This is a genomic window from Pseudomonas simiae, from assembly GCF_000934565.1.
Taxonomy (GTDB): Bacteria; Pseudomonadota; Gammaproteobacteria; order Pseudomonadales; family Pseudomonadaceae; genus Aquipseudomonas; species Aquipseudomonas simiae.
This window is the reverse complement of sequence record NZ_CP010896.1, coordinates 2,743,079-2,763,386: the sequence shown is the minus strand read 5'-3', so window position 1 is coordinate 2,763,386 and position 20,308 is coordinate 2,743,079. Positions and strand designations below refer to the sequence as shown.

21 protein-coding genes are annotated in these 20,308 nt (G+C 61.1%); 12 read left to right on the top strand and 9 right to left on the bottom strand.

All coding sequences use genetic code 11. The features are described 5' to 3' along the window. The first annotated feature begins 11 nt into the window (after positions 1–11). Positions 12–1,163: a MalY/PatB family protein gene (locus tag PF1751_RS12405; protein WP_044287078.1), complete on the top strand. Its 1,152-nt coding sequence runs from the start codon at positions 12–14 to the stop codon at positions 1,161–1,163. 189 nt (positions 1,164–1,352) lie between these two features. Here PF1751_RS12405 and PF1751_RS12400 read toward each other — a convergent pair whose 3' ends face one another. After that, complete coding sequence (locus PF1751_RS12400; protein WP_003173733.1) at positions 1,353–1,568, bottom strand: TOBE domain-containing protein; 216 nt, start codon at positions 1,566–1,568, stop codon at positions 1,353–1,355. A 317-nt stretch (positions 1,569–1,885) separates the two neighbouring features. Here PF1751_RS12400 and PF1751_RS12395 point away from each other — a divergent pair, with 317 nt between their 5' ends. From PF1751_RS12395 to PF1751_RS12385, 3 genes are read left to right on the top strand one after another with little or no spacing between them, the layout of a single operon-like run. Next, positions 1,886–2,842 carry an aliphatic sulfonate ABC transporter substrate-binding protein gene (locus tag PF1751_RS12395; RefSeq protein WP_044287077.1) on the top strand — a complete coding sequence of 319 codons (957 nt, stop codon included), beginning with the start codon at positions 1,886–1,888 and terminating at the stop codon, positions 2,840–2,842. 10 nt (positions 2,843–2,852) lie between these two features. Continuing rightward, complete coding sequence (locus PF1751_RS12390) at positions 2,853–3,674, top strand: ABC transporter permease (protein ID WP_010210680.1); 822 nt, start codon at positions 2,853–2,855, stop codon at positions 3,672–3,674. Beyond that, positions 3,671–4,387, top strand: coding sequence for an ABC transporter ATP-binding protein (locus tag PF1751_RS12385; protein ID WP_021491970.1), 717 nt, complete (start codon positions 3,671–3,673; stop codon positions 4,385–4,387). Before PF1751_RS12390 ends, PF1751_RS12385 begins: the two co-directional genes overlap by 4 nt. Before the next feature lie 37 nt (positions 4,388–4,424). On the opposite strand, the gene PF1751_RS12380 is transcribed toward PF1751_RS12385, so the two are convergent. From PF1751_RS12380 to PF1751_RS12365, 4 genes are all read right to left on the bottom strand, one after another. Then, positions 4,425–5,351, bottom strand: a complete 927-nt coding sequence (locus PF1751_RS12380) for a FecR domain-containing protein (protein WP_021491969.1) — start codon at positions 5,349–5,351, stop codon at positions 4,425–4,427. Then, positions 5,348–5,866: a sigma-70 family RNA polymerase sigma factor gene (locus PF1751_RS12375; RefSeq protein ID WP_010210683.1), complete on the bottom strand. Its 519-nt coding sequence runs from the start codon at positions 5,864–5,866 to the stop codon at positions 5,348–5,350. Before PF1751_RS12375 ends, PF1751_RS12380 begins: the two co-directional genes overlap by 4 nt. 113 nt (positions 5,867–5,979) lie before the next feature. Further along, complete coding sequence (locus PF1751_RS28040; protein ID WP_052806508.1) at positions 5,980–6,711, bottom strand: DUF4365 domain-containing protein; 732 nt, start codon at positions 6,709–6,711, stop codon at positions 5,980–5,982. Between the two features lie 151 nt (positions 6,712–6,862). Beyond that, positions 6,863–7,492 (bottom strand): LbetaH domain-containing protein, encoded by a 630-nt coding sequence (locus PF1751_RS12365; RefSeq protein WP_044287076.1) that lies wholly within the window; start codon positions 7,490–7,492, stop codon positions 6,863–6,865. Positions 7,493–7,605: 113 nt separating this feature from the next. Here PF1751_RS12365 and PF1751_RS12360 point away from each other — a divergent pair, with 113 nt between their 5' ends. Both PF1751_RS12360 and PF1751_RS12355 read left to right on the top strand, forming a co-directional pair. After that, entirely contained in the window at positions 7,606–8,571 is a 966-nt protein-coding gene (locus PF1751_RS12360) for a threo-3-hydroxy-L-aspartate ammonia-lyase (protein ID WP_044287075.1), read from the top strand. Further along, positions 8,568–8,948 (top strand): RidA family protein, encoded by a 381-nt coding sequence (locus tag PF1751_RS12355; RefSeq protein WP_021491966.1) that lies wholly within the window; start codon positions 8,568–8,570, stop codon positions 8,946–8,948. Before PF1751_RS12360 ends, PF1751_RS12355 begins: the two co-directional genes overlap by 4 nt. Here the strand turns inward: PF1751_RS12355 and PF1751_RS12350 are convergent. Then, entirely contained in the window at positions 8,936–9,562 is a 627-nt protein-coding gene (locus PF1751_RS12350; protein WP_010210687.1) for a helix-turn-helix transcriptional regulator, read from the bottom strand. The two genes, PF1751_RS12355 and PF1751_RS12350, sit on opposite strands and share 13 nt — an antisense overlap. Before the next feature lie 70 nt (positions 9,563–9,632). Here PF1751_RS12350 and PF1751_RS12345 point away from each other — a divergent pair, with 70 nt between their 5' ends. From PF1751_RS12345 to PF1751_RS12335, 3 genes are all read left to right on the top strand, one after another. Then, positions 9,633–10,730, top strand: coding sequence for a DSD1 family PLP-dependent enzyme (locus tag PF1751_RS12345; RefSeq protein WP_021491965.1), 1,098 nt, complete (start codon positions 9,633–9,635; stop codon positions 10,728–10,730). A gap of 286 nt (positions 10,731–11,016) precedes the next feature. Then, positions 11,017–12,267: a ribonucleotide-diphosphate reductase subunit beta gene (locus PF1751_RS12340; RefSeq protein WP_005788524.1), complete on the top strand. Its 1,251-nt coding sequence runs from the start codon at positions 11,017–11,019 to the stop codon at positions 12,265–12,267. Between the two features lie 100 nt (positions 12,268–12,367). Then, a complete protein-coding gene (locus PF1751_RS12335; RefSeq protein ID WP_044287074.1) occupies positions 12,368–12,856 on the top strand; it encodes a DUF1289 domain-containing protein in 489 nt (162 codons plus the stop codon). Between the two features lie 77 nt (positions 12,857–12,933). On the opposite strand, the gene mdeB is transcribed toward PF1751_RS12335, so the two are convergent. Further along, complete coding sequence (gene mdeB / locus PF1751_RS12330; protein WP_044287073.1) at positions 12,934–15,600, bottom strand: alpha-ketoglutarate dehydrogenase; 2,667 nt, start codon at positions 15,598–15,600, stop codon at positions 12,934–12,936. Between the two features lie 191 nt (positions 15,601–15,791). On the opposite strand from mdeB, the gene PF1751_RS12325 reads away from it, so the two are divergent. From PF1751_RS12325 to PF1751_RS12315, 3 genes are all read left to right on the top strand, one after another. Further along, entirely contained in the window at positions 15,792–16,706 is a 915-nt protein-coding gene (locus PF1751_RS12325) for a class I SAM-dependent methyltransferase (RefSeq protein ID WP_044287072.1), read from the top strand. Positions 16,707–16,855: 149 nt separating this feature from the next. Then, positions 16,856–17,575: a phosphatidylcholine synthase gene (gene pcsA / locus PF1751_RS12320; protein ID WP_010210698.1), complete on the top strand. Its 720-nt coding sequence runs from the start codon at positions 16,856–16,858 to the stop codon at positions 17,573–17,575. Between the two features lie 176 nt (positions 17,576–17,751). Then, positions 17,752–18,531, top strand: a complete 780-nt coding sequence (locus PF1751_RS12315) for a TSUP family transporter (RefSeq protein ID WP_044287071.1) — start codon at positions 17,752–17,754, stop codon at positions 18,529–18,531. Here the strand turns inward: PF1751_RS12315 and nudC are convergent. Together nudC and PF1751_RS12305 are read right to left on the bottom strand one after the other, a co-directional pair. After that, the gene (gene nudC, locus PF1751_RS12310) at positions 18,499–19,332 is read right to left on the bottom strand and encodes an NAD(+) diphosphatase (protein WP_010210702.1); all 834 of its coding nucleotides are present in this window, start codon (positions 19,330–19,332) and stop codon (positions 18,499–18,501) included. The two genes, PF1751_RS12315 and nudC, sit on opposite strands and share 33 nt — an antisense overlap. Positions 19,333–19,337: 5 nt before the next feature. Continuing rightward, complete coding sequence (locus PF1751_RS12305; RefSeq protein ID WP_010210704.1) at positions 19,338–20,150, bottom strand: crotonase/enoyl-CoA hydratase family protein; 813 nt, start codon at positions 20,148–20,150, stop codon at positions 19,338–19,340. Positions 20,151–20,308 lie beyond the last annotated feature (158 nt).

The following is a 20,308-nucleotide window of genomic DNA, read 5'->3' as shown; positions in this document are numbered from 1 at the left end:
ACGAGCCCCCCATGAGCTTTGATTTCGACACGATCCACCCCCGCTTCGGCACCGGCAGCACCAAGTGGAGCCGCTACCCGCAAGACGTGCTGCCAATGTGGATCGCCGACATGGACATCGCCGCCCCACCCGCCGTGCTGCAAGCCCTGCACGCGCGCATCGACCAGCAGGTGCTCGGCTACAGCGTCGCCGGGCCGGATGTACGCGAAGCGATCATTGCCGACCTGTGGGCCAAGTACGCCTGGCGCGTGCAGCCGGATGAACTGCTGTTCCTGCCTTGCGTCGAGCCGGGTTTCAACATGGCGCTGCACGCGTTTGTCCAGCCGGGCCAGCCGGTGGTGCTGCAAACCCCCAACTACCGGCCGATCCGCCTGGCACCAGGCCACTGGAACCTGCCGCGCATCGAAGTGCCCTTCGAGCAGGTCAACGGCGAATACCTCACGCCGATGCCCGCGATGCGCCAGGCATTGACCGGCGCCGGCGCGCTGTTGCTGAGCAACCCGCACAACCCCATGGGCAAAGTCTTCCCCCGTGAAGAACTGCTGGCCGTGGCCAACGCCTGCCTGGAAAACGGCGCGCTGATCATCTCCGACGAAATCCACGCCGAACTGTGCTTCGACGGCCGTCGCCACATTCCCACCGCCAGCCTCAGTCCCGAGATCGCCCAGCGCACCATCACCCTGATGTCGGCCAGCAAGGCCTACAACGTCGCCGGCCTCAAGACGTGCTTCGCGGTGATCCAGAACGCCGAGATCCGCGAACGCTTCAACAATGCCCGTTGCGGCATGGTCGACAGCGTCAGCCCTCTGGGCCTGGAAGCTACCCGCGCGGCCTACAGCCAGTGCAGTGATTGGCTCGACGCGCTGGTGCAGTACTTGCAGTCCAACCGCGACTACCTGCTCGACGCCGTGCAAACCCGCCTGCCTGGCGTGGTGATGCACGCACCGCAAGGTACTTACCTGGCCTGGCTGGATTGCAGCGCCCTGGGCCTGGACGATCCGCAGCAGTTTTTCCTGGAACAGGCCAAGGTCGGGTTGAGCGCCGGTATCGAGTTCGGTGATGACAGCCAGCAGTTCGTGCGCCTGAACTTCGGCTGCCCACGGTCGATGCTGGAAGAAGGCCTGCAACGCATGGAACGCGCCCTGCGCAACCGTCAGGCCTGACTCACAACTGTTCGCAACGAGTGCCGAACCCCTGCTGTTACTGTTTTTGCCGGCCGCCGCAACCGGCTACAGCAGGGGTTCCAAGGCACGCCGATGTTCAACCTGGAGGTGGCGGCCACACACCCGAGCCTCATCCACCAGGGGACTCAGGCCTGAAAAAGTCCAAGGCTTGCACCTATCAAGGTGTACTCACAACTTGGCGATGGACACTTCTGTCGATTTTACGAAGGCAATCACTTCACTGCCTACTTTCAACTCCAGATCACGCACTGAGCGGGTGGTGATTACCGAAGTAACAATGCCGGACGCGGTCTGTACGTCGATTTCCGACACCACTTCCCCCAGCAGAATTTCCTTGATCACACCCTTGAATTGGTTGCGCACGTTGATCGCTTTAATAGTCATGTCGGCTTTCCTTTTGGTTGTTGGGTCAATCCGCACGAATGCCCAGGCCCTCAAAATGCGCCATCGACCAGAACATTAAAAGGAATATATAACTCTTTATTTATTCTTTATGGATATATTCGAACTGTTGCACCACCGACAGTGGATCAACAGTTTGCCTACTCCCGCTACAACCACATTTCCCTAAAGCCCCGGAAACACACGTACAGGCCAGATGGCACAGAGACTGCATATTCCTGAAAAGCATGATGGAACATGCCATTTAATTTTTCTGAATATAAGAAAGCCTTCTCTCAATGCCTTGCCGGAGCTGTTCCATGAAACCCTTCACCCAACGCTTACTCGGCGCATGCGCCCTCGCCCTGTGCCTGCAACCACTGGCCCATGCCGCTGAAACCGACCCCGCTGAAGTCAATCTCGACTACGCCTATTACTCGCCCGTCAGTCTGGTGCTCAAGCACTTCGGCTGGCTGGAACAGGCCTTGCCGCACTCCAACGTGGGCTGGGTATTGAGCCAGGGCAGCAACCGTTCCCTGGAATACCTCAACAGTGGCGGCGTGGATTTCGCCTCTTCCGCCAGCCTGTCTGCCGTACTCAGTCGCGCCAATGGCAGCCCGATCAAGTCGGTGTACGTCTATAGCCGCGCCGAATGGACCGCTCTGGTGGTGCGCAAGGATTCGCCGCTCAAGAGCGTCACCGACCTGAAAGGCAAGAAAATCGCCGCCACCAAAGGCACCGACCCGTACCTGTTCACCCTGCGCAGCCTGCAAAAAGCCGGGCTGAAAAAGGACGACGTGGAACTGGTGCACCTGCAACATCCGGACGGTCGTACCGCCCTGGAAAAAGGTGACGTGGACGCCTGGGCCGGCCTCGACCCGCACATGGCCGCCAGTGAAATCCAGGCCGGTTCGCGCCTGCTGTACCGCAACAAGGACTTCAACAGCTACGGCGTGGTCAGCGTCACCGAGCAGTTCGCCAAGGCGCATCCGCAGACCATCACCAAAGTACTCGGCGCGTATGAAAAGGCCCGCGATTGGGCGGTGAAGCACCCGGATGAATTCGCCAAGTTGCTCGCCGACGAATCCGGCCTGCCGTTGGAAGTGGCCAAGCTGCAACTGTCGCGTACCGACCTGAGCACACCGTTCCTGAACAGCAAGGACGTGGTGTCGTCAAAGGCGGCCGCACCGATCCTGGTGTCCGAAGAACTGGTGCGCAAAGGCGTGAACGTGGACCAGGTGATCGACCAGTTGATCGACACCTCGTTCGGCCACTAAGGAGCGCGTGATGACCAGCAAAACCCAAGCATTGCCCCTGGTCGAGCCGGTGGCGATCAATCGCAGTGCCTGGCCGAGGCGGCTCAAGGGCCTGGTGTTGCCGGTGCTGATCCTGCTGGTGCTGGAGGTGGTGGTTCGAGTGGGTTGGTTGCCGTCGTACCAGATGCCGGCGCCCAGTGAGATCGCCGTGACCCTCACGGACCTCGCCGAAGGCTCACTGTGGAAACACATCAGTGCCAGCCTGGGCCGGGTGCTGCTGGGCTTTGCCATCGGTGCCAGCCTGGCGCTGGTGTTTGCCGCCTGGGTGGGCTTGAGTCGTGAGGCCGAAGCCTACCTGGAACCGACTTTCGCCGGGCTGCGCTCGATTCCGAGCCTGGCCTGGGTGCCGCTGTTGCTGCTGTGGCTGGGCATCGACGAGACCTCGAAGATCGTGCTAATCGCCATCGGCGCGTTCTTCCCGGTGTACCTCAATGGTGTCGCCGCCATCCGCGACATCGATCGCAAGCTGGTGGAAGTCGGGCAAATGTACGGCTTCAGTCGGTGGCGCCTGGTGCGTCGCATCCTGTTGCCGGCCGCCCTGCCTGGCCTGTTCACCGGGTTGCGCAGTGGCTTGAGCCTGGCGTGGATGTTTCTGGTGGCGGCCGAGCTGATCGCGGCCACCAAAGGCCTGGGTTACTTGCTCAGCGACGGGCGCGAGACCTCGCGGCCGGATATCGTGTTGGCGGCAATCATCGTGTTGGCGTCGCTGGGCAAAGTCAGCGATGGCCTGCTCGCCACGCTGGAAAAGCGCTGCCTGGCCTGGCGCGATACGTTCCAGGGAGCAGGACAATGAGCGTGCAGCCACTGTTGGACATTCATGTAGCGCGTAAAAGCTTCGCCCACACCACCGTGCTGAAAGACGTGCGCCTGGCCCTGCAACCTCGGGAGGCCGTGAGCCTGCTGGGCCCCAGCGGCTGTGGCAAAAGCACCCTGCTGCGAATCGTTGCCGGCCTGGAAAAAGACTTTCAGGGCGAACTGCGCAGCCCCGATGGCGAGGTCGCCTTTGTGTTCCAGGAGCCTCGGCTGATGCCCTGGCTCACGGTGGAGCAGAACATCGGTTTCAGCGATGACAAGCACTACGACAAGGCCTGGGTCATGCAACTGATTGAGGAAGTCGGCCTCAAGGGATTTGCCCAGGCGCTGCCCAAGGCATTGTCCGGCGGCATGGCGCAACGGGTGGCGATTGCACGCGGACTGTATTCACGCCCGCAGGTGTTGCTGCTGGACGAACCCTTCAGTGCGGTGGATGCCTTCACCCGCATGAAGCTGCAGGACCTGCTGTTGCAACTGGCCAAACACCACGCGATCGCCTTGCTGCTGGTGACCCATGATGTGGACGAGGCGCTGTACCTGAGTGACCGCGTGCTGGTGATGGATAACCGTCCGAGCAGCATTCGCCAGGAACTCGCCGTGGACTTGCAGCACCCCAGGGACCGGCGTGACCCGGTGCTGGCGCAATTCAAGGCACTGTCCTTGACCGAGCTGCAACGCGCCCACGTTATCTGATATCGCCTTCTTGGCCGCACCCCATTGAAAGGGGGTGTCAGGCCAGGGATTTGCGCGGTGTGAGGGTGACCCAATACCGCGTGCGTGCGTGCAACTCCAGCCCCAACGTCGAGGCCAGCAGGTTGAGGATGCGGTCGGTGTCGTCCAGGCGAAAACTGCCGGTCACCCGCAACGTTTCCAGGCTCGGTTCCCAACGTAACACGCCTGGCCGATAACGCTCGAGCTCCCGCAGGAAGTCACCCAGCGCCTGGTTCTGCGCAGTCAGCACACCGTCGCGCCAACCCAGCTGCACTACATCAAACGGCACCCAGGCCCCCAAGCCGCTGGCTTTCAGCGGCGCTTGCTGCCCGCCCTGCAGTGTCGTCATTTGACCGTTCAGGTCCCGCACCTGGACTGAGCCCTTGAGCACCGACACCAGACAACCGCTGGCCTGCTGCCTTACACACACATCGGCCTGGCTGACGCTCAAGTCGCCGTAGCGCGTCCGCACGGTCACCGCCGCCGCGCCGGGTACGTTCAACGCCAACTCTCCGTCCACCAACGTGATGCGTCGCTGCGCCAGGTCCACGTCTACCGCCGTCGCGGTATTGAGCTGCAAGCTGCCGCCGTCGGCCAACGGCATGCGCTTGCGCTCGCCGGTCGCGGTGTGCAGGTCGGCACGCCAAGCCTCGATGGGCAGTTGACGGCTGATCAGCCAGGCGGTCGGCACCAATGCTGCAATTCCCAGGGCGCGCTTGAGCACGGCGCGGCGCCCAGGGTGCGGGCGATCGAGGCTGGCCATCGCCAGGGCCTGGGGCAAGTCGCTGAAACGCTGGCGCAAGGTCTGGGCTTTTTGCCAGGTCTGTTCGTGCTGGGGATGGCTGTCACGCCAATGCTGCAAGGCGGCGTGATCACGCTCGGTGGCGGCGCCGGATTCCAGCAGCGCTAACCACTGCGCCGCGGCGCGGGCAACGTCACGGCTCACAGGTCCACCAGCAGGCAATGTTCGTAAGCCTGGGCCATATAGCGTTTTACCGTGCGCTCCGACACGTCCAGGCGCTCGGCGATGTCCCGATAGCCCAGGCCTTCCAGTTGGCTCCACAGGAACGCACGGCGGACCAGCACCGGCAAGCCATCGAGCAATTCATCCAGGGCTTGCAAGGTTTCCAGCAGCAGCCAGCGTTGTTCGGGCGACGGCACGCAGGCTTCCGGCAGGCTGGCCAAGGCATTCAGATAAGCCTGTTCAAGACTGCGCCGCTGATGGAAATTCACCAGCAGGCGCTTGCCGACCGTCACCAGATAGGCCCGCGGCTCCTGCATCTGCGCGATCGGCTGAGCGCTGGCCAGCACACGCAAGAAGGTATCCTGGCTCAGGTCAGCCGCATCCCAGGCATTGCCCAGACGCCGGCGCAGCCAGCTTTCCAGCCAGCTGCGGTGGTCGCGGTACAGGCTCGACAAGGTCAGTTCGGGGGCGTGGGTCGGAACTACAACATCATTCATGGCGAGCGACCTGCGCGGCGCGAGTGAGTCTCAAATGAGATTCATTCTATTTAATATCGCGTCGACACACCATGGTCTTTTCAACATTGCCGCTTTAAACGATCTCTCGCCCGTTAACCATCGCGAGCGTCATTCTCACTGTCCGCCTGGCGATCTAGCTTTCGCGTAAGGACGTAGCAGAAACCCCAGAGGCGATCTAGTCGATTTCTTTCCAAAGGATCCTGCTGAGCATCCACGTCTTTTTCATAAGCCGTTTCCGCATGCCTGAGTTGGCTTGCCAGTGCTTCAACCAGGGCGCAATGCCCAGGATTTTGATGATAGACGCGTTCAACGCCCACCCCTCGGATTTCTTCGACTGTGCGCCTGGCTGCCTTTAATGCTTGAAAAAATGCGTTGTTGGACCGATTTGCAATCCTCTGCAATCGGCCTTTGCTCGTAGTGCCCAATAGATGCTGAGAAGCATGCAGCGTAAGTCGGTGCTTTCCTTTTCCACCCACTTCAAGATATTCCTGCTCAGAATCAATATACGTCCAAAGAATTGCGTGGCTCTGCAGGCTGACATAACAGAAAATCACAGGAACGCTGGAATTCTTCCAGTACGCCAAGTGTTTCTTTTCAACAAGAAAATTATTAACACCGGGCTTGAAGCTTTTACTCGTGGCCTTAATCTGAATTTTCAACAACTCTCCCGTGGCGTTGTGAGCAGCATTCGTGAACTCATACTCAGCATCAACGCCAAGATCCACGTTTTGCAGCCGGCACGGCCCACCAAACAATTCAATAAATTTCCCGGCAACCAAATACTCGCCTCGATCACCTATTTGCTTTCTGAGCGGATACTTCACTTATTGAAACCTCCTTGTTACAACATGGGAAAATCTGTAATCGTCGGTACAGATTCAAGAAAACCGCAGCTATTCAGCCTCCGACTTAGATTCATGTAGCCACCACCAGCGCCGTCAATCGTCTGGCCCTCGTGGAGGATAATTCCAGCCCTCAAGTGTATGTGTCTGCATTGCTCTCGCAATCAAACACCCGCCCCCGGCCCACGACACTTCCAGCCTTTAGCAGCGCCCCCGGCGCCAACACTGCATTGGCGCCGATCCGACACTGGTCGCCGAGCAACGCGCCAAACTTGTCGCACCCCGTGCGCTGCAAGGTCCCGTCAACCCGTACCCGCACTTCCTTGTCATCGCGCTCGTTGCGGTAGTTGGCAACGATGCTCCCCGCCTCCAGGTTGATCCTATGCCCCAACACCGAATCGCCGACAAAATTGAAGTGCGCCAGCTTGCTGCCGCTGAACATGAACGAGGTCTTCAACTCGGCACCGGGACCGATGATGCAATGCTCATCCAGCCAGCATCCGCCCCGTAGCAGTGAACCACTGGCGATAAAGCAGTGGGCGCCGATGATCAGGGGTGGCTTGAGCAACGCGCCAGCCTCGACGGTGGCGGTACGGTGGATGGCGATTTCATCCTGGATGATGTACTCGTCGGCCGAGAGTCTGGCCAACAACTGGCGAACGACCGCAGGCGCCTGGGTTGCCAGTGCCCAGGGTGTAAGGTCAGCCCATGGCGCAAGGGCGGATCGGGAGAACTGGGCGATGTAGTCGGTGAGTCGAATCAACGTCGAATCCTCTAACGGTCAGAGAAGTTCGAAACGCTAGCATGGACATACGACTCTTTACTATTTGTCTTTTTGTGGATATTTTATCCAGCATCAGACAACGAGGTCCGCCCATGCCATCGCCCACTTACCAAGACGTCATCGACGCCGCGCAACGCCTGGAAGGCGTTGCGCACGCGACGCCGGTGTTCACCTCGCGCACCCTCGACGCGCTGACCGGTGCGCAGGTGTTCATCAAGTGTGAACACCTGCAACGTGCAGGCTCGTTCAAGTTTCGCGGCGCGTTCAACGCCCTGTCGAAATTTGACCCGCAGCAGCGCAAAGCCGGGGTGGTGGCATTTTCATCCGGCAACCACGCCCAGGGCATTGCGCTGGCGGCGCAGTTGCTGGGCATCCCGGCGACCATCGTGATGCCTACCGATGCACCGGCGGCCAAGGTTGCCGCCACCCGTGAATATGGCGCCAGCGTGGTGCTGTACGACCGCTTCACTGAAGACCGCGAGCAGATCGGCCGCAACCTGGCCACTGAACAGGGCCTGACCCTGATCCCGCCCTACGACCATCCGCACATCCTCGCCGGGCAAGGCACGGCTGCCAAGGAACTGCTGGAGTCCACCGGACCGCTGGATGCCTTGTTCGTTGGTCTCGGCGGCGGTGGCATGCTCTCGGGTACAGCGTTGTCGACTCGTGCCTTGTCGCCGGATTGCCTGCTGTATGGCGTGGAACCGGAAGCCGGCAATGACGGCCAGCGCTCGTTTCGCAGCGGCAGCATCGTGCATATCGACACGCCGAAGACCATTGCCGACGGCGCTCAGACCCAGCACCTGGGCAATTACACCTTCCCCATCATCCGTGACAACGTCAACGACATCCTCACCGTGTCGGATGCCGAGTTGGTGGCGGCGATGAAGTTCTTCATGCAGCGCATGAAAATGGTGGTCGAGCCTACTGGCTGCCTGGGCCTGGCGGCCTTGCTCAACGAAGCAGGCCGGTTCAAGGGCCAGCGGGTAGGCATTATCGTCACCGGCGGCAATGTCGATATTGAAAAGTACGCGGCCCTGCTCAGTGAGGCCTCATGAACAGCATCCACACTTCGACGGCTTCCCCGCCCGCCGGGCATTACGCCCAGGCCATCGCCCACGGCGACACGTTGTATATCTCCGGGCAATTGCCAGTCAGCTCGGACGGTCGGCATAACCTGTCGGCGACATTTGCCGAGCAGGCGCGGATCGCCTTGACCAATCTATTGCAAATCCTGAACGCCGCCGGTGGAACGCCGGCGGATCTGGTGAAGGTCACCGTGTATGTGGCCGGCGTTGAGCACTGGCCCGCATTCGACAGGGTCTACGCCGCCGCACTGGGTGAGCACCGCCCTGCCCGCGCCGTAGTGCCGGTGCCCGAACTGCATCACGGCTATCTCGTCGAGATTGAAGCGATAGCGCGTTACTTGGCGTAGGTGTAGACCGCCGCGCGCGAGACGCCCAGGTGCGAGGCCACGGTTTCCATGGCCCGGCGAATATCCAGGCAGCCGGAGTCTTTCAACTCCTGCATGAGTACACGCCGGTCCGCCGCCTTCAGCGCACGCGGGGTGGTGGCCAGGCGCGCTGCGAACTGGTCGATACGCGCACGGATGACATCGGCGCCGGACGGGTCCAGGGATTCGATGAGTTTGTCGCCGCTGACCGAGCCAAACTGCTCCAGCATGCCCTGCAAGCCACGGAACAACGAGAGATCGACGTTCATGCATAAGGCCGCCACGTACTCGCCGCCAGCGCCCTTGATGCCGATCGACGTGCTTTTGACCTGGCGGCCGTCGCTGAACTGGTTCTGGTAATTGGCGATGACTTGCGGGTACTCGGGGTCGGCAATGCGCGCAAGGCCCAACTCGGTGGTCGGGTCGCCCGCCGCGCGTCCGGACAGGTTGTTATGGATCGCCAGAATCGAGTGCTGCGGGTCGCGCAAGTCGTGCAGCACCACTTCGCAGAACGGGCTGAAGGTCTTGCTCAAGCCTTCGGCGATCTGTTCGAGCTGGCTGATCAGGTGAGTATCGTTGGGAGAGGTATTTTTCATGCAAGACAACATATCCAGTCCTGGACAGGGCGTCAATTTACACCCTGCCCCTCATTGTGGAGCCCGCACCATGGAGACCCCTGCCGCCTTGATCGACAGCGTGAAAATGCAGCGCAATATCCAGCGCATGCAGCAGCGCGCCGACGCCCTGGGCGTGCAGTTGCGCCCCCATGTCAAAACCCACAAGTGCGCCGAAGTGGTGGCCGCACAAATCGCAGCGGGCGCCAGCGGCATCACGGTGTCGACGTTGAAAGAAGCCGAGTATTTTTTCGCGCTGGGTATCCATGACATCCTCTACGCGGTGGCCATGGCCCCGCACAAACTGCCCCAGGCCCTGACGCTGCGTCGCCGGGGCTGCGGCTTGACGTTGATCACCGACAGCTTGGCCGGTGCCCAGGCGATTATCGATTTTGGCCGCCAGCACGACGAAACCTTTGCAGTGATGATCGAGATCGATTGCGACGGCCACCGCTCCGGGGTCAAGCCGCACGACCCTTTGCTGCTGGACATCGCCCGACTGCTCGGCGACACCCTCACCGGTGTGCTGACCCACGCGGGCGAAAGTTACGGCCTGGATACGCCTGAAGCCCTGCAAGCCATCGCCGAGCAGGAACGCGCCCGTTGCGTCGAGGCGGCCGAGCGGATTCGTGCCGCCGGCCTGCCCTGCGCCGAGGTCAGCGTCGGCTCTACCCCGACCGCACTCTCGGCCGTCAGCCTGGAGGGTGTGACCGAACTGCGCGCCGGGGTCTACGCGTTCTTTGACCTAGTGATGCACAACATTGGCGTATGCAGCACCGATGAACTGGCCTTGAGCGTACTGACCACAGTGATCGGCCATCAGGCAGAAAAAGGCTGGATCATCACGGATGCCGGCTGGATGGCCATGAGCCGGGATCGCGGCACGCAATCGCAGAAAAAGGATTTTGGCTACGGCCAGGTCTGTGATGAGCGTGGTACGCCGATCGAGGGGTTGCTGTTGAGCAGCGCTAATCAGGAGCATGGCGTGGCGCATTTCCAGGGTGTGGATGTGGTCGCCCAATTCCCCTTGGGTACTCGGCTGCGCATCCTGCCAAACCACGCCTGCGCCACCGGAACCCAATTCGGCAGTTATACCGCGGTGTTAGCGAATGGCGACCTACAGGTCTGGGAACGCCTGCGCGGCTGGTGATACACCGGTCACAGCCCGGCTTGGCGGCGATGGTGCCCGCAATGTCCATGCATGGTCCAAGGACCCAGGCGATGATCAGTGAAGATCGATGCCCGCTTGTGTCGTTGACCATCGTCACCACACACCATATAGTGTGCCCACAAACAGAACAGACCACTACATAGTGTGCAGTATCGGTATTTACCGACCACATTATGCGCAGTATTTCAATGCCTAGTAGCCTGCAAATTGCATATTTTTGGACGGGTTCACACGCCGTCAGAACAGATCAGGAAGGAGTATTTCAATGCTGAGTTGGGATGAAGTCGACAACGAAGACACCGGTGCAGCGGTGATCAAGGGCGCCAATGCCGGCCACGCCAGCGAAGCCAACATGGACCGTCTCGACGGTGCCGGCGCCGCCGCCGCGCTGGAAGCCCGTAACGTGACCGCCAACGACTCCGCCGCGATCATCCGCGCCAAGGCCGCCCTGGACAAACTCGACGTCGCCGAAGGCCTCGCCGAGCTGGAAGGCTCCGCCGCCCGCGTCGCCGTTGACGAAAAGCGCATGATCAACTGCCGCGCCGACCTCAACCAACTCGTGCCGTTCAAGTACGACTGGGCCTGGCAGAAATACCTCGACGGCTGCGCCAACCACTGGATGCCGCAAGAGGTCAACATGACCGCCGACATCGCTCTGTGGAAAAACCCCGAAGGCCTGACCGACGACGAACGCCGCATCGTCATGCGCAACCTGGGGTTCTTCTCCACCGCCGACTCCCTGGTCGCCAACAACCTGGTCCTGGCCGTGTACCGCCTGATCACCAACCCGGAGTGCCGCCAGTACATCCTGCGCCAGGCCTTCGAAGAAGCGATCCACACCCACGCCTACCAGTACTGCATCGAATCGCTGGCCATGGATGAAGGCGAGATCTTCAACATGTACCACGAGATTCCATCGGTGGCTAAAAAAGCCGCCTGGGGCCTCAAGTACACCCGCTCGATCTCCGATCCGAAGTTCGAAACCGGCACCGTCGAGACCGACAAGGAACTGCTGCGCAACCTGGTCGCCTACTACTGCGTCCTGGAAGGCATCTTCTTCTACTGCGGCTTCACCCAGATCCTGTCCATGGGCCGCCGCAACAAAATGACCGGCGTGGCCGAGCAGTTCCAGTACATCCTGCGCGACGAGTCGATGCACTTGAACTTCGGTATCGACGTGATCAACCAGATCAAAATCGAAAACCCACACCTGTGGGATGCCGAGATGAAAGAGGAAGCGACCCAGATGATCCTGCAAGGGACTCAGCTGGAGATCGAATACGCGCGCGATACCATGCCACGCGGTGTACTGGGCATGAACGCGGCGATGATGGAGGATTACCTCAAGTTCATCGCGAACCGTCGCTTGTCGCAGATCGGTCTTAAAGAAGAGTATCCAGGGACCACTAACCCGTTCCCATGGATGAGCGAGATCATGGACTTGAAGAAAGAGAAAAACTTCTTCGAAACCCGTGTGATCGAGTACCAGACCGGCGGCGCGCTGAGCTGGGACTAACGTGTAGGAGCTGGCTTGCCGGCGATGGCGATCATGCGGGCGCCATCGCCGGCAAGCCGGCTCCTACAGGTTTGGTGTTGATACCCGTTAAATAGTTTTTATGCCCAATCAAACCATCAAGACGCCCTGCGTCGGCTTGTGTTCCACCGTTTACGGGGACTTGGTCTGCCGGGGCTGCAAGCGTTATCACCATGAAGTGATCCAGTGGAACGGCTACAACGCCGACGAGAAACAGGCGGTGTGGCTGCGCCTGGAGCAATTGCTGGTGCAGGTGATGGCCAGCAAGTTGGAGGTGTTTGATGCGCACCTGCTGCGTCAGCAACTGGAGAACCGCAAGATCCGTTTCGTCCCGCACCAGTCACCGTATTGCTGGGCGTACCAGCTGATTGCACGGGGTGCGCGGGTGATTTCCAAGCTGGATGCGTATGGGCTGGCATTGCTGCCAGAGTTTCGCGAACGCAGCCTGGCGGATCTTCGGGATGCGATTGACCGGGAGTTTTTCCTGCTGTCAGAGGCGCATTACGAGCGGTACATCGCCCCAGGTTTCCTGAAGGAAGCGTTTGGCCCCGCCCTGATCGCCACGCTCTGAAAAACACGGTGGGAGCCGGCTTGCCGGCGATGGCGACCTTACGGACGCCATCGCCAGCAAGCCGGGCTTTCACGGGTTCAGGCGTTCCAGGAAGCGTCGCGTTCCGCCTGCAGGCCGTAGCGCTCAATCGCCTGCTGACACACTTGCGGCGCCAGGCTGCCCTGCTCCGCCAACGCCGTCAGCGCTGCCAGCACCAGGTGATGGCGATCCACCTCAAAAAAATCCCGCAGCGCCGCCCGCGTATCGCTGCGTCCAAAGCCGTCCGTACCCAGTACGGTGTAGCGGGAACCCAAGTAAGAGCCAATCATCTGCGGCACTGCCCGCACATAGTCGGACACCGCAATCACCGGCGCGCCGTGGGGCAAGCATTCATTCACATGGCTGACCCGCGCCACTGCCTGCGGATGCAAGCGGTTCCACCGTTCCACCTCCCGCGCATCCCGCGCCAGCTCGCTGAAACTGGTGACGCTGAACACCTCGCTCGCCACCTGCCAATCGTCCGCCAGCAACTGTGCCGCTGCCTGGGCTTCGCGCACCAGCGTGCCCGACCCGAGCAGGCGCACCTGGGCACCGGCCGCGCCTTGCAGGCGATACATGCCCTTGATGATCGCCGCTTCAACCCCTTCCGGCAGGCTCGGCTGCGGATAGTTTTCGTTCATCAGGGTCACGTAGTAGAACTCGTCCACATCCTGCTCCAGCATCTGGCGCATGCCGTGATCGAGGATCACCGCGAATTCCCCGGCGAACGCCGGGTCGTAGGCACGGCAATTGGGCACGGTGGCAGCCGTGAGGTGGCTGCTGCCGTCCTGGTGCTGCAAGCCTTCGCCCCCCAGGGTGGTGCGTCCGGCGGTGGCACCCAGCAGGAAGCCACGGGCGCGTTGGTCGGCGGCCGCCCAGATCAGGTCGCCAACGCGCTGGAAGCCGAACATCGAGTAATAGATGTAGAACGGCAACATGCGCAGGCCATGCACCGAATAGCTGGTCGCCGCCGCGACCCAGGAACTGATGGCGCTGGCCTCACTGATACCTTCCTCCAGGATCTGCCCGTCGGTGGCTTCGCGGTAGCTGAGGATCGAGCCAATGTCCTCAGGCTCGTAGCGTTGACCGACGCTTGAATAAATACCGATCTGCTTGAACAGGTTGGCCATGCCGAATGTCCGCGCTTCATCGGCCACGATAGGCACGATACGTGGGCCCAGGGCCTTATCCTTGAGCAGGTTGGTCAACATGCGCACGAAGGCCATGGTGGTGGACATTTCCTTGCCGTCGGCGGCCGTCGCGAAGCCGGCGTATGCCGAAACCGCCGGCACGCCGACCGGGCTGGCGCCCTGACTGCGACGGGGCACGTAGCCGCCCAACGCAGTGCGGCGCTGGTGCAGATAGCGCAACTCCAGGCTGTCCTCGGCCGGTTTGAAGAAGCTCAGTGATTCGGTCTGTTCATCGGTCAGCGGCAACTGGAAGCGATTGCGGAAGGCGATCAACGCATCACGGTCCAACTTCTTCTGCTGGTGAGTGGTCATCTTGCCCTGCCCGGCCTCGCCCATGCCGAAGCCTTTCTTGGTCTGGGCCAGAATCACCGTGGGTTTGCCTTTGACCCGACGTGCGGCGTGATAGGCCGCGTGGATCTTGACCATGTCGTGGCCGCCACGCTTGAGACGGTCGATCTGCTCATCGCTCATGCCCTCGACCAGCCGGGCCAGGGATTCGCTCTGGCCGAAGAAGTGTTCACGGTTGTAGGCACCGTCCTTGGCGGCGAAGGTCTGGAATTGACCGTCGACGGTGTTGGACAAGGTGTTGACCAGCGAACCGTCAGCGTCATTGGCCAGCAACGCATCCCAGTCCGAGCCCCACACCAGCTTGATCACGTTCCAGCCCGCGCCGGCGAACAAGGCTTCCAGCTCATCGATGATTCGCCCATTGCCGCGCACTGGGCCGTCGAGGCGTTGCAGGTTGCAGTTGACCACCCAGGTCAAGTTGTCCAGGCCTTCGCGGGCGGCCAGGGTCAGGGCCGACATGCTTTCCGGCTCGTCCATCTCGCCATCGCCGAAGACGCCCCAGACGTGGCGGTCGCGGGTGTCCTGCAAGTTGCGATGCTGCAAGTAGCGCATGAAACGCGCCTGGAAGATCGAACTGATGGGGCCGATGCCCATGGATCCGGTGGGAAACTGCCAGAAGTCCGGCATCAACCACGGGTGCGGGTAGCTGGACAGGCCGCGTGCGCCATGCGCGGACCCGCCTATTTCCTGCCGATAGTGGGCCAGGTCGTGCTCGCTCAAGCGCCCTTCAAGGAACGCCCGCGCGTAGATGCCCGGCGCGGAATGCGGCTGATAGAACACCAGGTCGCCGCCAAACCCTTCGTTGCGCGCGCGGAAAAAGTGGTTGAAACCCACTTCGAACAAGTCCGCCGCACTGGCGTAGCTGGCGATATGGCCACCCAGCTCGCCATAGGCCTGGTTGGCGCGCACCACCATGGCCAAGGCGTTCCAGCGTACCAGCGAGGCCAAACGTTCTTCGGTAGCAAGGTCGCCGGGGAATGCCGGTTGCTGCGCCACGCTGATGCTATTGATATAGGGCGTGCCGTGGCGGGGTTTCCAGTCGATGTGCGCAGCACTGGCGTCTTGAGCCAGCACGTCGAGGATCTGGCGCGCCCGCACGGGGCCGGCGTGGGTGACCAGGGAAGCCAGGGCGTCGCGCCACTCATCCAACTCTTGCTGGTCAATCACCGCATTTGTGAAACCGTTCATGGGCACCTCCGGCGTTTTTTTCCAGTTTATGTCGATGCTGGAGGATTTTTTGCCTGTTATCAGGCGTTCACCGTTGAATTTTGAGCATGAATCACTGCCAGGCTTCGTTTTACCAGCACGTTATGCTCAAGCAGGACGAAAGCCCGCAATTGTGTTTAAAATGCCGCCCGCTCAACGACCGACGCTAAACGATGACCCCAGACGTACTCGCCACCCTGCACACTCACCTGCTCACCGCCCTGGCGCACCCACCGGCTGAAACCCGTCGCCTGTTCCACGGCCGTGGCCGCTGCTGGCCGGGCCTGGAGCAACTGACGGTGGACTGGTTGCAAGGCGTGCTGTTGGTGGCGTTGTTCAAGGAGCCGGACGCTGCACAACTGGACGCCCTGAAACAGCTGCTGCAAACCGAGTTCGGTACGTACACCGTCGCCCTGCAACACCGCTACCTGCCGCAAAGCACCACCGAATGGCTGGCGGGCAACCCTGTCGACGAGCTGACCATTACTGAAGGCGGTCTGCGCTACCTGATCGACCTGGGTAAAAAACAGAACAGCGGGCTGTTCCTCGACATGCGCTACGGCCGCAACTGGGTGCGCGAGCAGGCCAGGGGCCAGCGCGTGCTCAACCTGTTTGCCTATACCTGCGGGTTTTCCGTGGCGGCCATCGAAGGTGGCGCGGACCACGTAGTGAACCTGGACATGGCGCGTGGTGCCTTGAGCCGTGGCCGTGACAACCATCGCCTGAATGGTCATGACCTGAGCAGAGTCAGTTTCCTGGGCCACGACCTGTTCAAGTCCTGGGCCAAAGTCACCCATAGCGGCCCCTATGACCTGGTGATCATCGACCCACCCTCGTTCCAGAAAGGCAGTTTCCTGCTGACCAAGGACTACCAGCGCGTGCTGCGCCGCCTGCCGGACCTGCTTACACCACAAGGCACTGTATTGGCTTGCATGAACGATCCGGCCTTTGGTGAAGACTTCCTGATCGACGGTGTCACCCGCGAGGCTCCGGGCCTGCGTTTTGTTGAACGGCTACAAAACCCGCCGGAATTTCCTGACATTGATGTGCAAAGTGGCTTAAAGGCGCTGGTGTTCCGCCAGGGCTGATGCCGAAACGTCCTACGCTTGCTACGCTAAGTGATACGCCGGGGTGGTGAACCTTCTTACCCCCTTCCCGGTCGATACCTGCATTCCCCGGCCAGACTCGACGGCGTCACGTTGTCGGCTGCCCCGTTTCACCTTTTGGAGAACCGCCCGTGATATCGACCCTGCATGTAGCCAGACTCAAAGCCTGGGGCGCCCACGGCTTTACCGCCACCGGTGTGGTATTGGCCTTTCTGGCTACCCTGGCGCTGCTGGAAAACTCACCCAAGGCCTGCCTGTTGTGGCTGGGCCTGGCATTGGTGGTGGACGGTGTCGACGGTTCACTGGCGCGACGCGTGAATGTCAGCACGGTTTTGCCGAGCTTCGACGGTTCGGTGCTCGACCTGGTGATTGATTACCTCACCTACGTATTCATTCCAGCGTTGTTCATCTACCGCTACATCGACCTGCCGGACTTCACCCACCTGTTTGCGGTGTCGGTGATCCTGGTGTCGTCGCTGTTCTGCTTCTGCAACGTCAACATGAAAAGCAAGGACAACTACTTCGTGGGCTTCCCCGCCGCGTGGAATGTGGTGGCCTTGTGCGTCTATATCATCCAGCCGGAAGCCTGGGTCACCTTGCTGACGGTGATCGGCCTGGCCCTGCTGACCGTGACGCCGATGAAATTCCTGCACCCGTTCCGGGTGAAGCGTTTCATGCCGATCAATATCGCGGTGACCACGATCTGGCTGCTGTGCAGCTTTTTGATGGTGGTGGATTACCCGAATACCAACCCGTGGACGTTCGGGCTGTGGTCGTTAATGTCGGCTTACTTCCTGGGGATTTGTATCTGGCGCACGGCGCTGGAGTGGATCGAAAAACGTCACGGTTGATCGCAGTTGAAGATGTGGGAGCGGGCTTGCTCGCGAATGCTGAGTGTCAGTCGGTACATCGGGTACTGATACACCGCATTCGCGTGCAAGCCCGCTCCCACATTTGGATTTGCGTCTAGCTGGCGAGTAAGATGGCGGCCTTTCGCTTAGCGCCCTGCCAATCATAAGCCCAGCCCATGCCCTTCGAACTCAGCGTAGACCTCACCACCCTCGCCATCCTGGCCGTTGTCGCCTTTATCGCCGGCTTCATCGACGCCATCGCTGGCGGTGGCGGTTTGCTCACCACCCCTGCGCTGCTCACCGCCGGTATGCCACCGCACTTGGTGCTGGGCACCAACAAGCTCAGTTCCACCTTCGGCTCGGCCACCGCCAGCTTCACCTTTTATCGCCGCAAGCTGTTCCATCCGCGCCAGTGGGTGCATGCCATCGTCGGCACGCTGGTCGGCGCCCTCACCGGCGCCGTAGTCGCCCACTACCTGCCCGCCGAAACCCTGAACAAGATGCTGCCGGTGATCGTGTTCGCCTGTGGCGTGTACCTGCTGTTTGGCGGCACGCCCAAGGCGCCGCTGGACGCCGATGCGCCGATCAAGAAGAAATGGCAATCCACCCAGGGCTTCAGCCTGGGCTTCTACGACGGCGTGGCCGGCCCCGGAACCGGGGCGTTCTGGACCGTCAGCACGATGCTGCTGCACCCCATCGACCTGGTGAAAGCCAGCGGCGTGGCGCGCAGCATGAACTTCGTCAGCAACGCGGCGGCGCTGACGGTGTTTATCATCAACGGCTCGGTGGACTGGATCGTCGGCCTGGCCATGGGCATCTCGGTAATGTGCGGCGCGTTCTTTGGGGCACGCAGCGCGATCAGCGGCGGCGCCAAATTCATTCGCCCGGTGTTTATCACCGTGGTCCTTGGCCTGACAGTGCGCCTAGCCTGGCAGCACTGGTTCAGCGTGGCCTAGTCGACGGGCCAGGTAGAGGTCGATCAAGTAACGCGCAATCGAGCGAGAGGCCGGCAACGGCGGCAGGTCGTGGATGTTGAACCACTGCGCGTCCTCGATTTCGTCCGCCTGGGGCACGATGTCACCACCGGCGTACTCGGCATGGAAGCCCAGCATCATCGAATGAGGGAACGGCCAGCATTGGCTGCCCATGTACTGGATATTCTTGACCTCTACCTGCACTTCTTCGCGTACCTCGCGGATCAGGCAGTCTTCGGCCGACTCGCCCGGCTCGGCAAAACCCGCCAGCGTGCTGTACACCCCCGTGACAAAACGTGGCGAACGCGCCAGCAGGATCTCGTCGCCACGGGTCACCAACACGATCATGCTTGGCGAGATCCGTGGGTAGCTGCGCAAGTCGCAGGCCTCGCAATACATCGCCCGCTCGCGTGGCACCTGGACCATGGCCTGGCCGCAACGCCCACAAAACCTGTGTTCACGCGCCCAGGTACCGATCTGCGCCGCATACCCCAGCACTTTGTAAAGCGTGTGGTCGCCTTGCAGCATGAAGCCGCGCAGACCCTGCCAGCTGCAGCCCGGTACTTCAGCAGGGGCATCGAGTTCCAGCAGGTACACCGGTTCGCCATCAAGGTGGCCAATGCCGTGTTCGGCGAACACCGAGAGGTCCTGGCGCTTGAGCCACTCCCGGGGAAACAAGGGGCCATTGGTGTCGTGTAAAAAGCCCTCGCGGCTGCGGGCGACGGCCCAGCCACCGGGGGTGTCGTTGTCCAGCAACGTTGTGGTAATCCAGCCTGGGGTCATGTCAGTCAATCCACGAATTCGGGTTTCTGCTTACTCATGTGGGCCGCGATGGCCACGCGCAGGTCGTTGGATTGCAACATAGCCGCGTTCCAGGTGGCAACGTATTCCAGACCATCATTGACTGTATGGTCACGCATGTAGCTGATCATGGCCTTGGTGCCGGTGACGGCTATCGGCGACTTGGCGGCGATTTCATGGGCGATTTCCATGACGCCGGCCAACAGGCTGTCCTGATCGGGATAGACGCGATTGACCAGGCCGATGCTGCGCGCCTCTTCAGCGCCAAACTGGCGGCCCGTGTAGGCAAGTTCGCGCAGCATGCCGTCGCCGATGATGCGCGGCAGGCGCTGCAAGGTGCCGACGTCGGCGGCCATGCCAATGTCGATTTCCTTGATGGAAAATTGCGCGCCCTCGGCGGCGTAGCGCATGTCGCAGGCGCTGATCAGGTCGATGGCGCCGCCGATGCAGTAACCCTGGACCGCCGCCAGCACCGGCTTGCGGCAGTTATCGACGGCATTGAACGAGGCTTGCAGTTCAAGGATCTTGCGGCGCAGCAGGCGCGCATTGCGGCCCACGTCCTTGCCGAACTCGTTGGCCACCGAGGCCAGCATCATCAGGTCGATGCCGGAGGAAAAATGCTTGCCTGCACCGCTAAGCACCACGGCGCGCACGGCGTCGGTGTCCTCGATCCATTGGAAGATGTCGATGATCTCGGTCCAGAACGCGGCGTTCATCGCGTTGATCTTTTCCGGGCGGTTGATCTGCACATGGGCAACGTTGCCGATGAGTTCGACGACAAAAGCGTGGTATTCGGACATGGCAGTGATCCCTGACTGGCGAGTGATAAGGCCCGAACTATAACAAGGGAACGTCACGGCACATCGGCCAAAAACGGGACAGGCCAATGTGATGGAATGTTGTGAGTGATCACTTCATGCAGCACCGATACATTTCACCCAAGGCGGCCGATTTATCG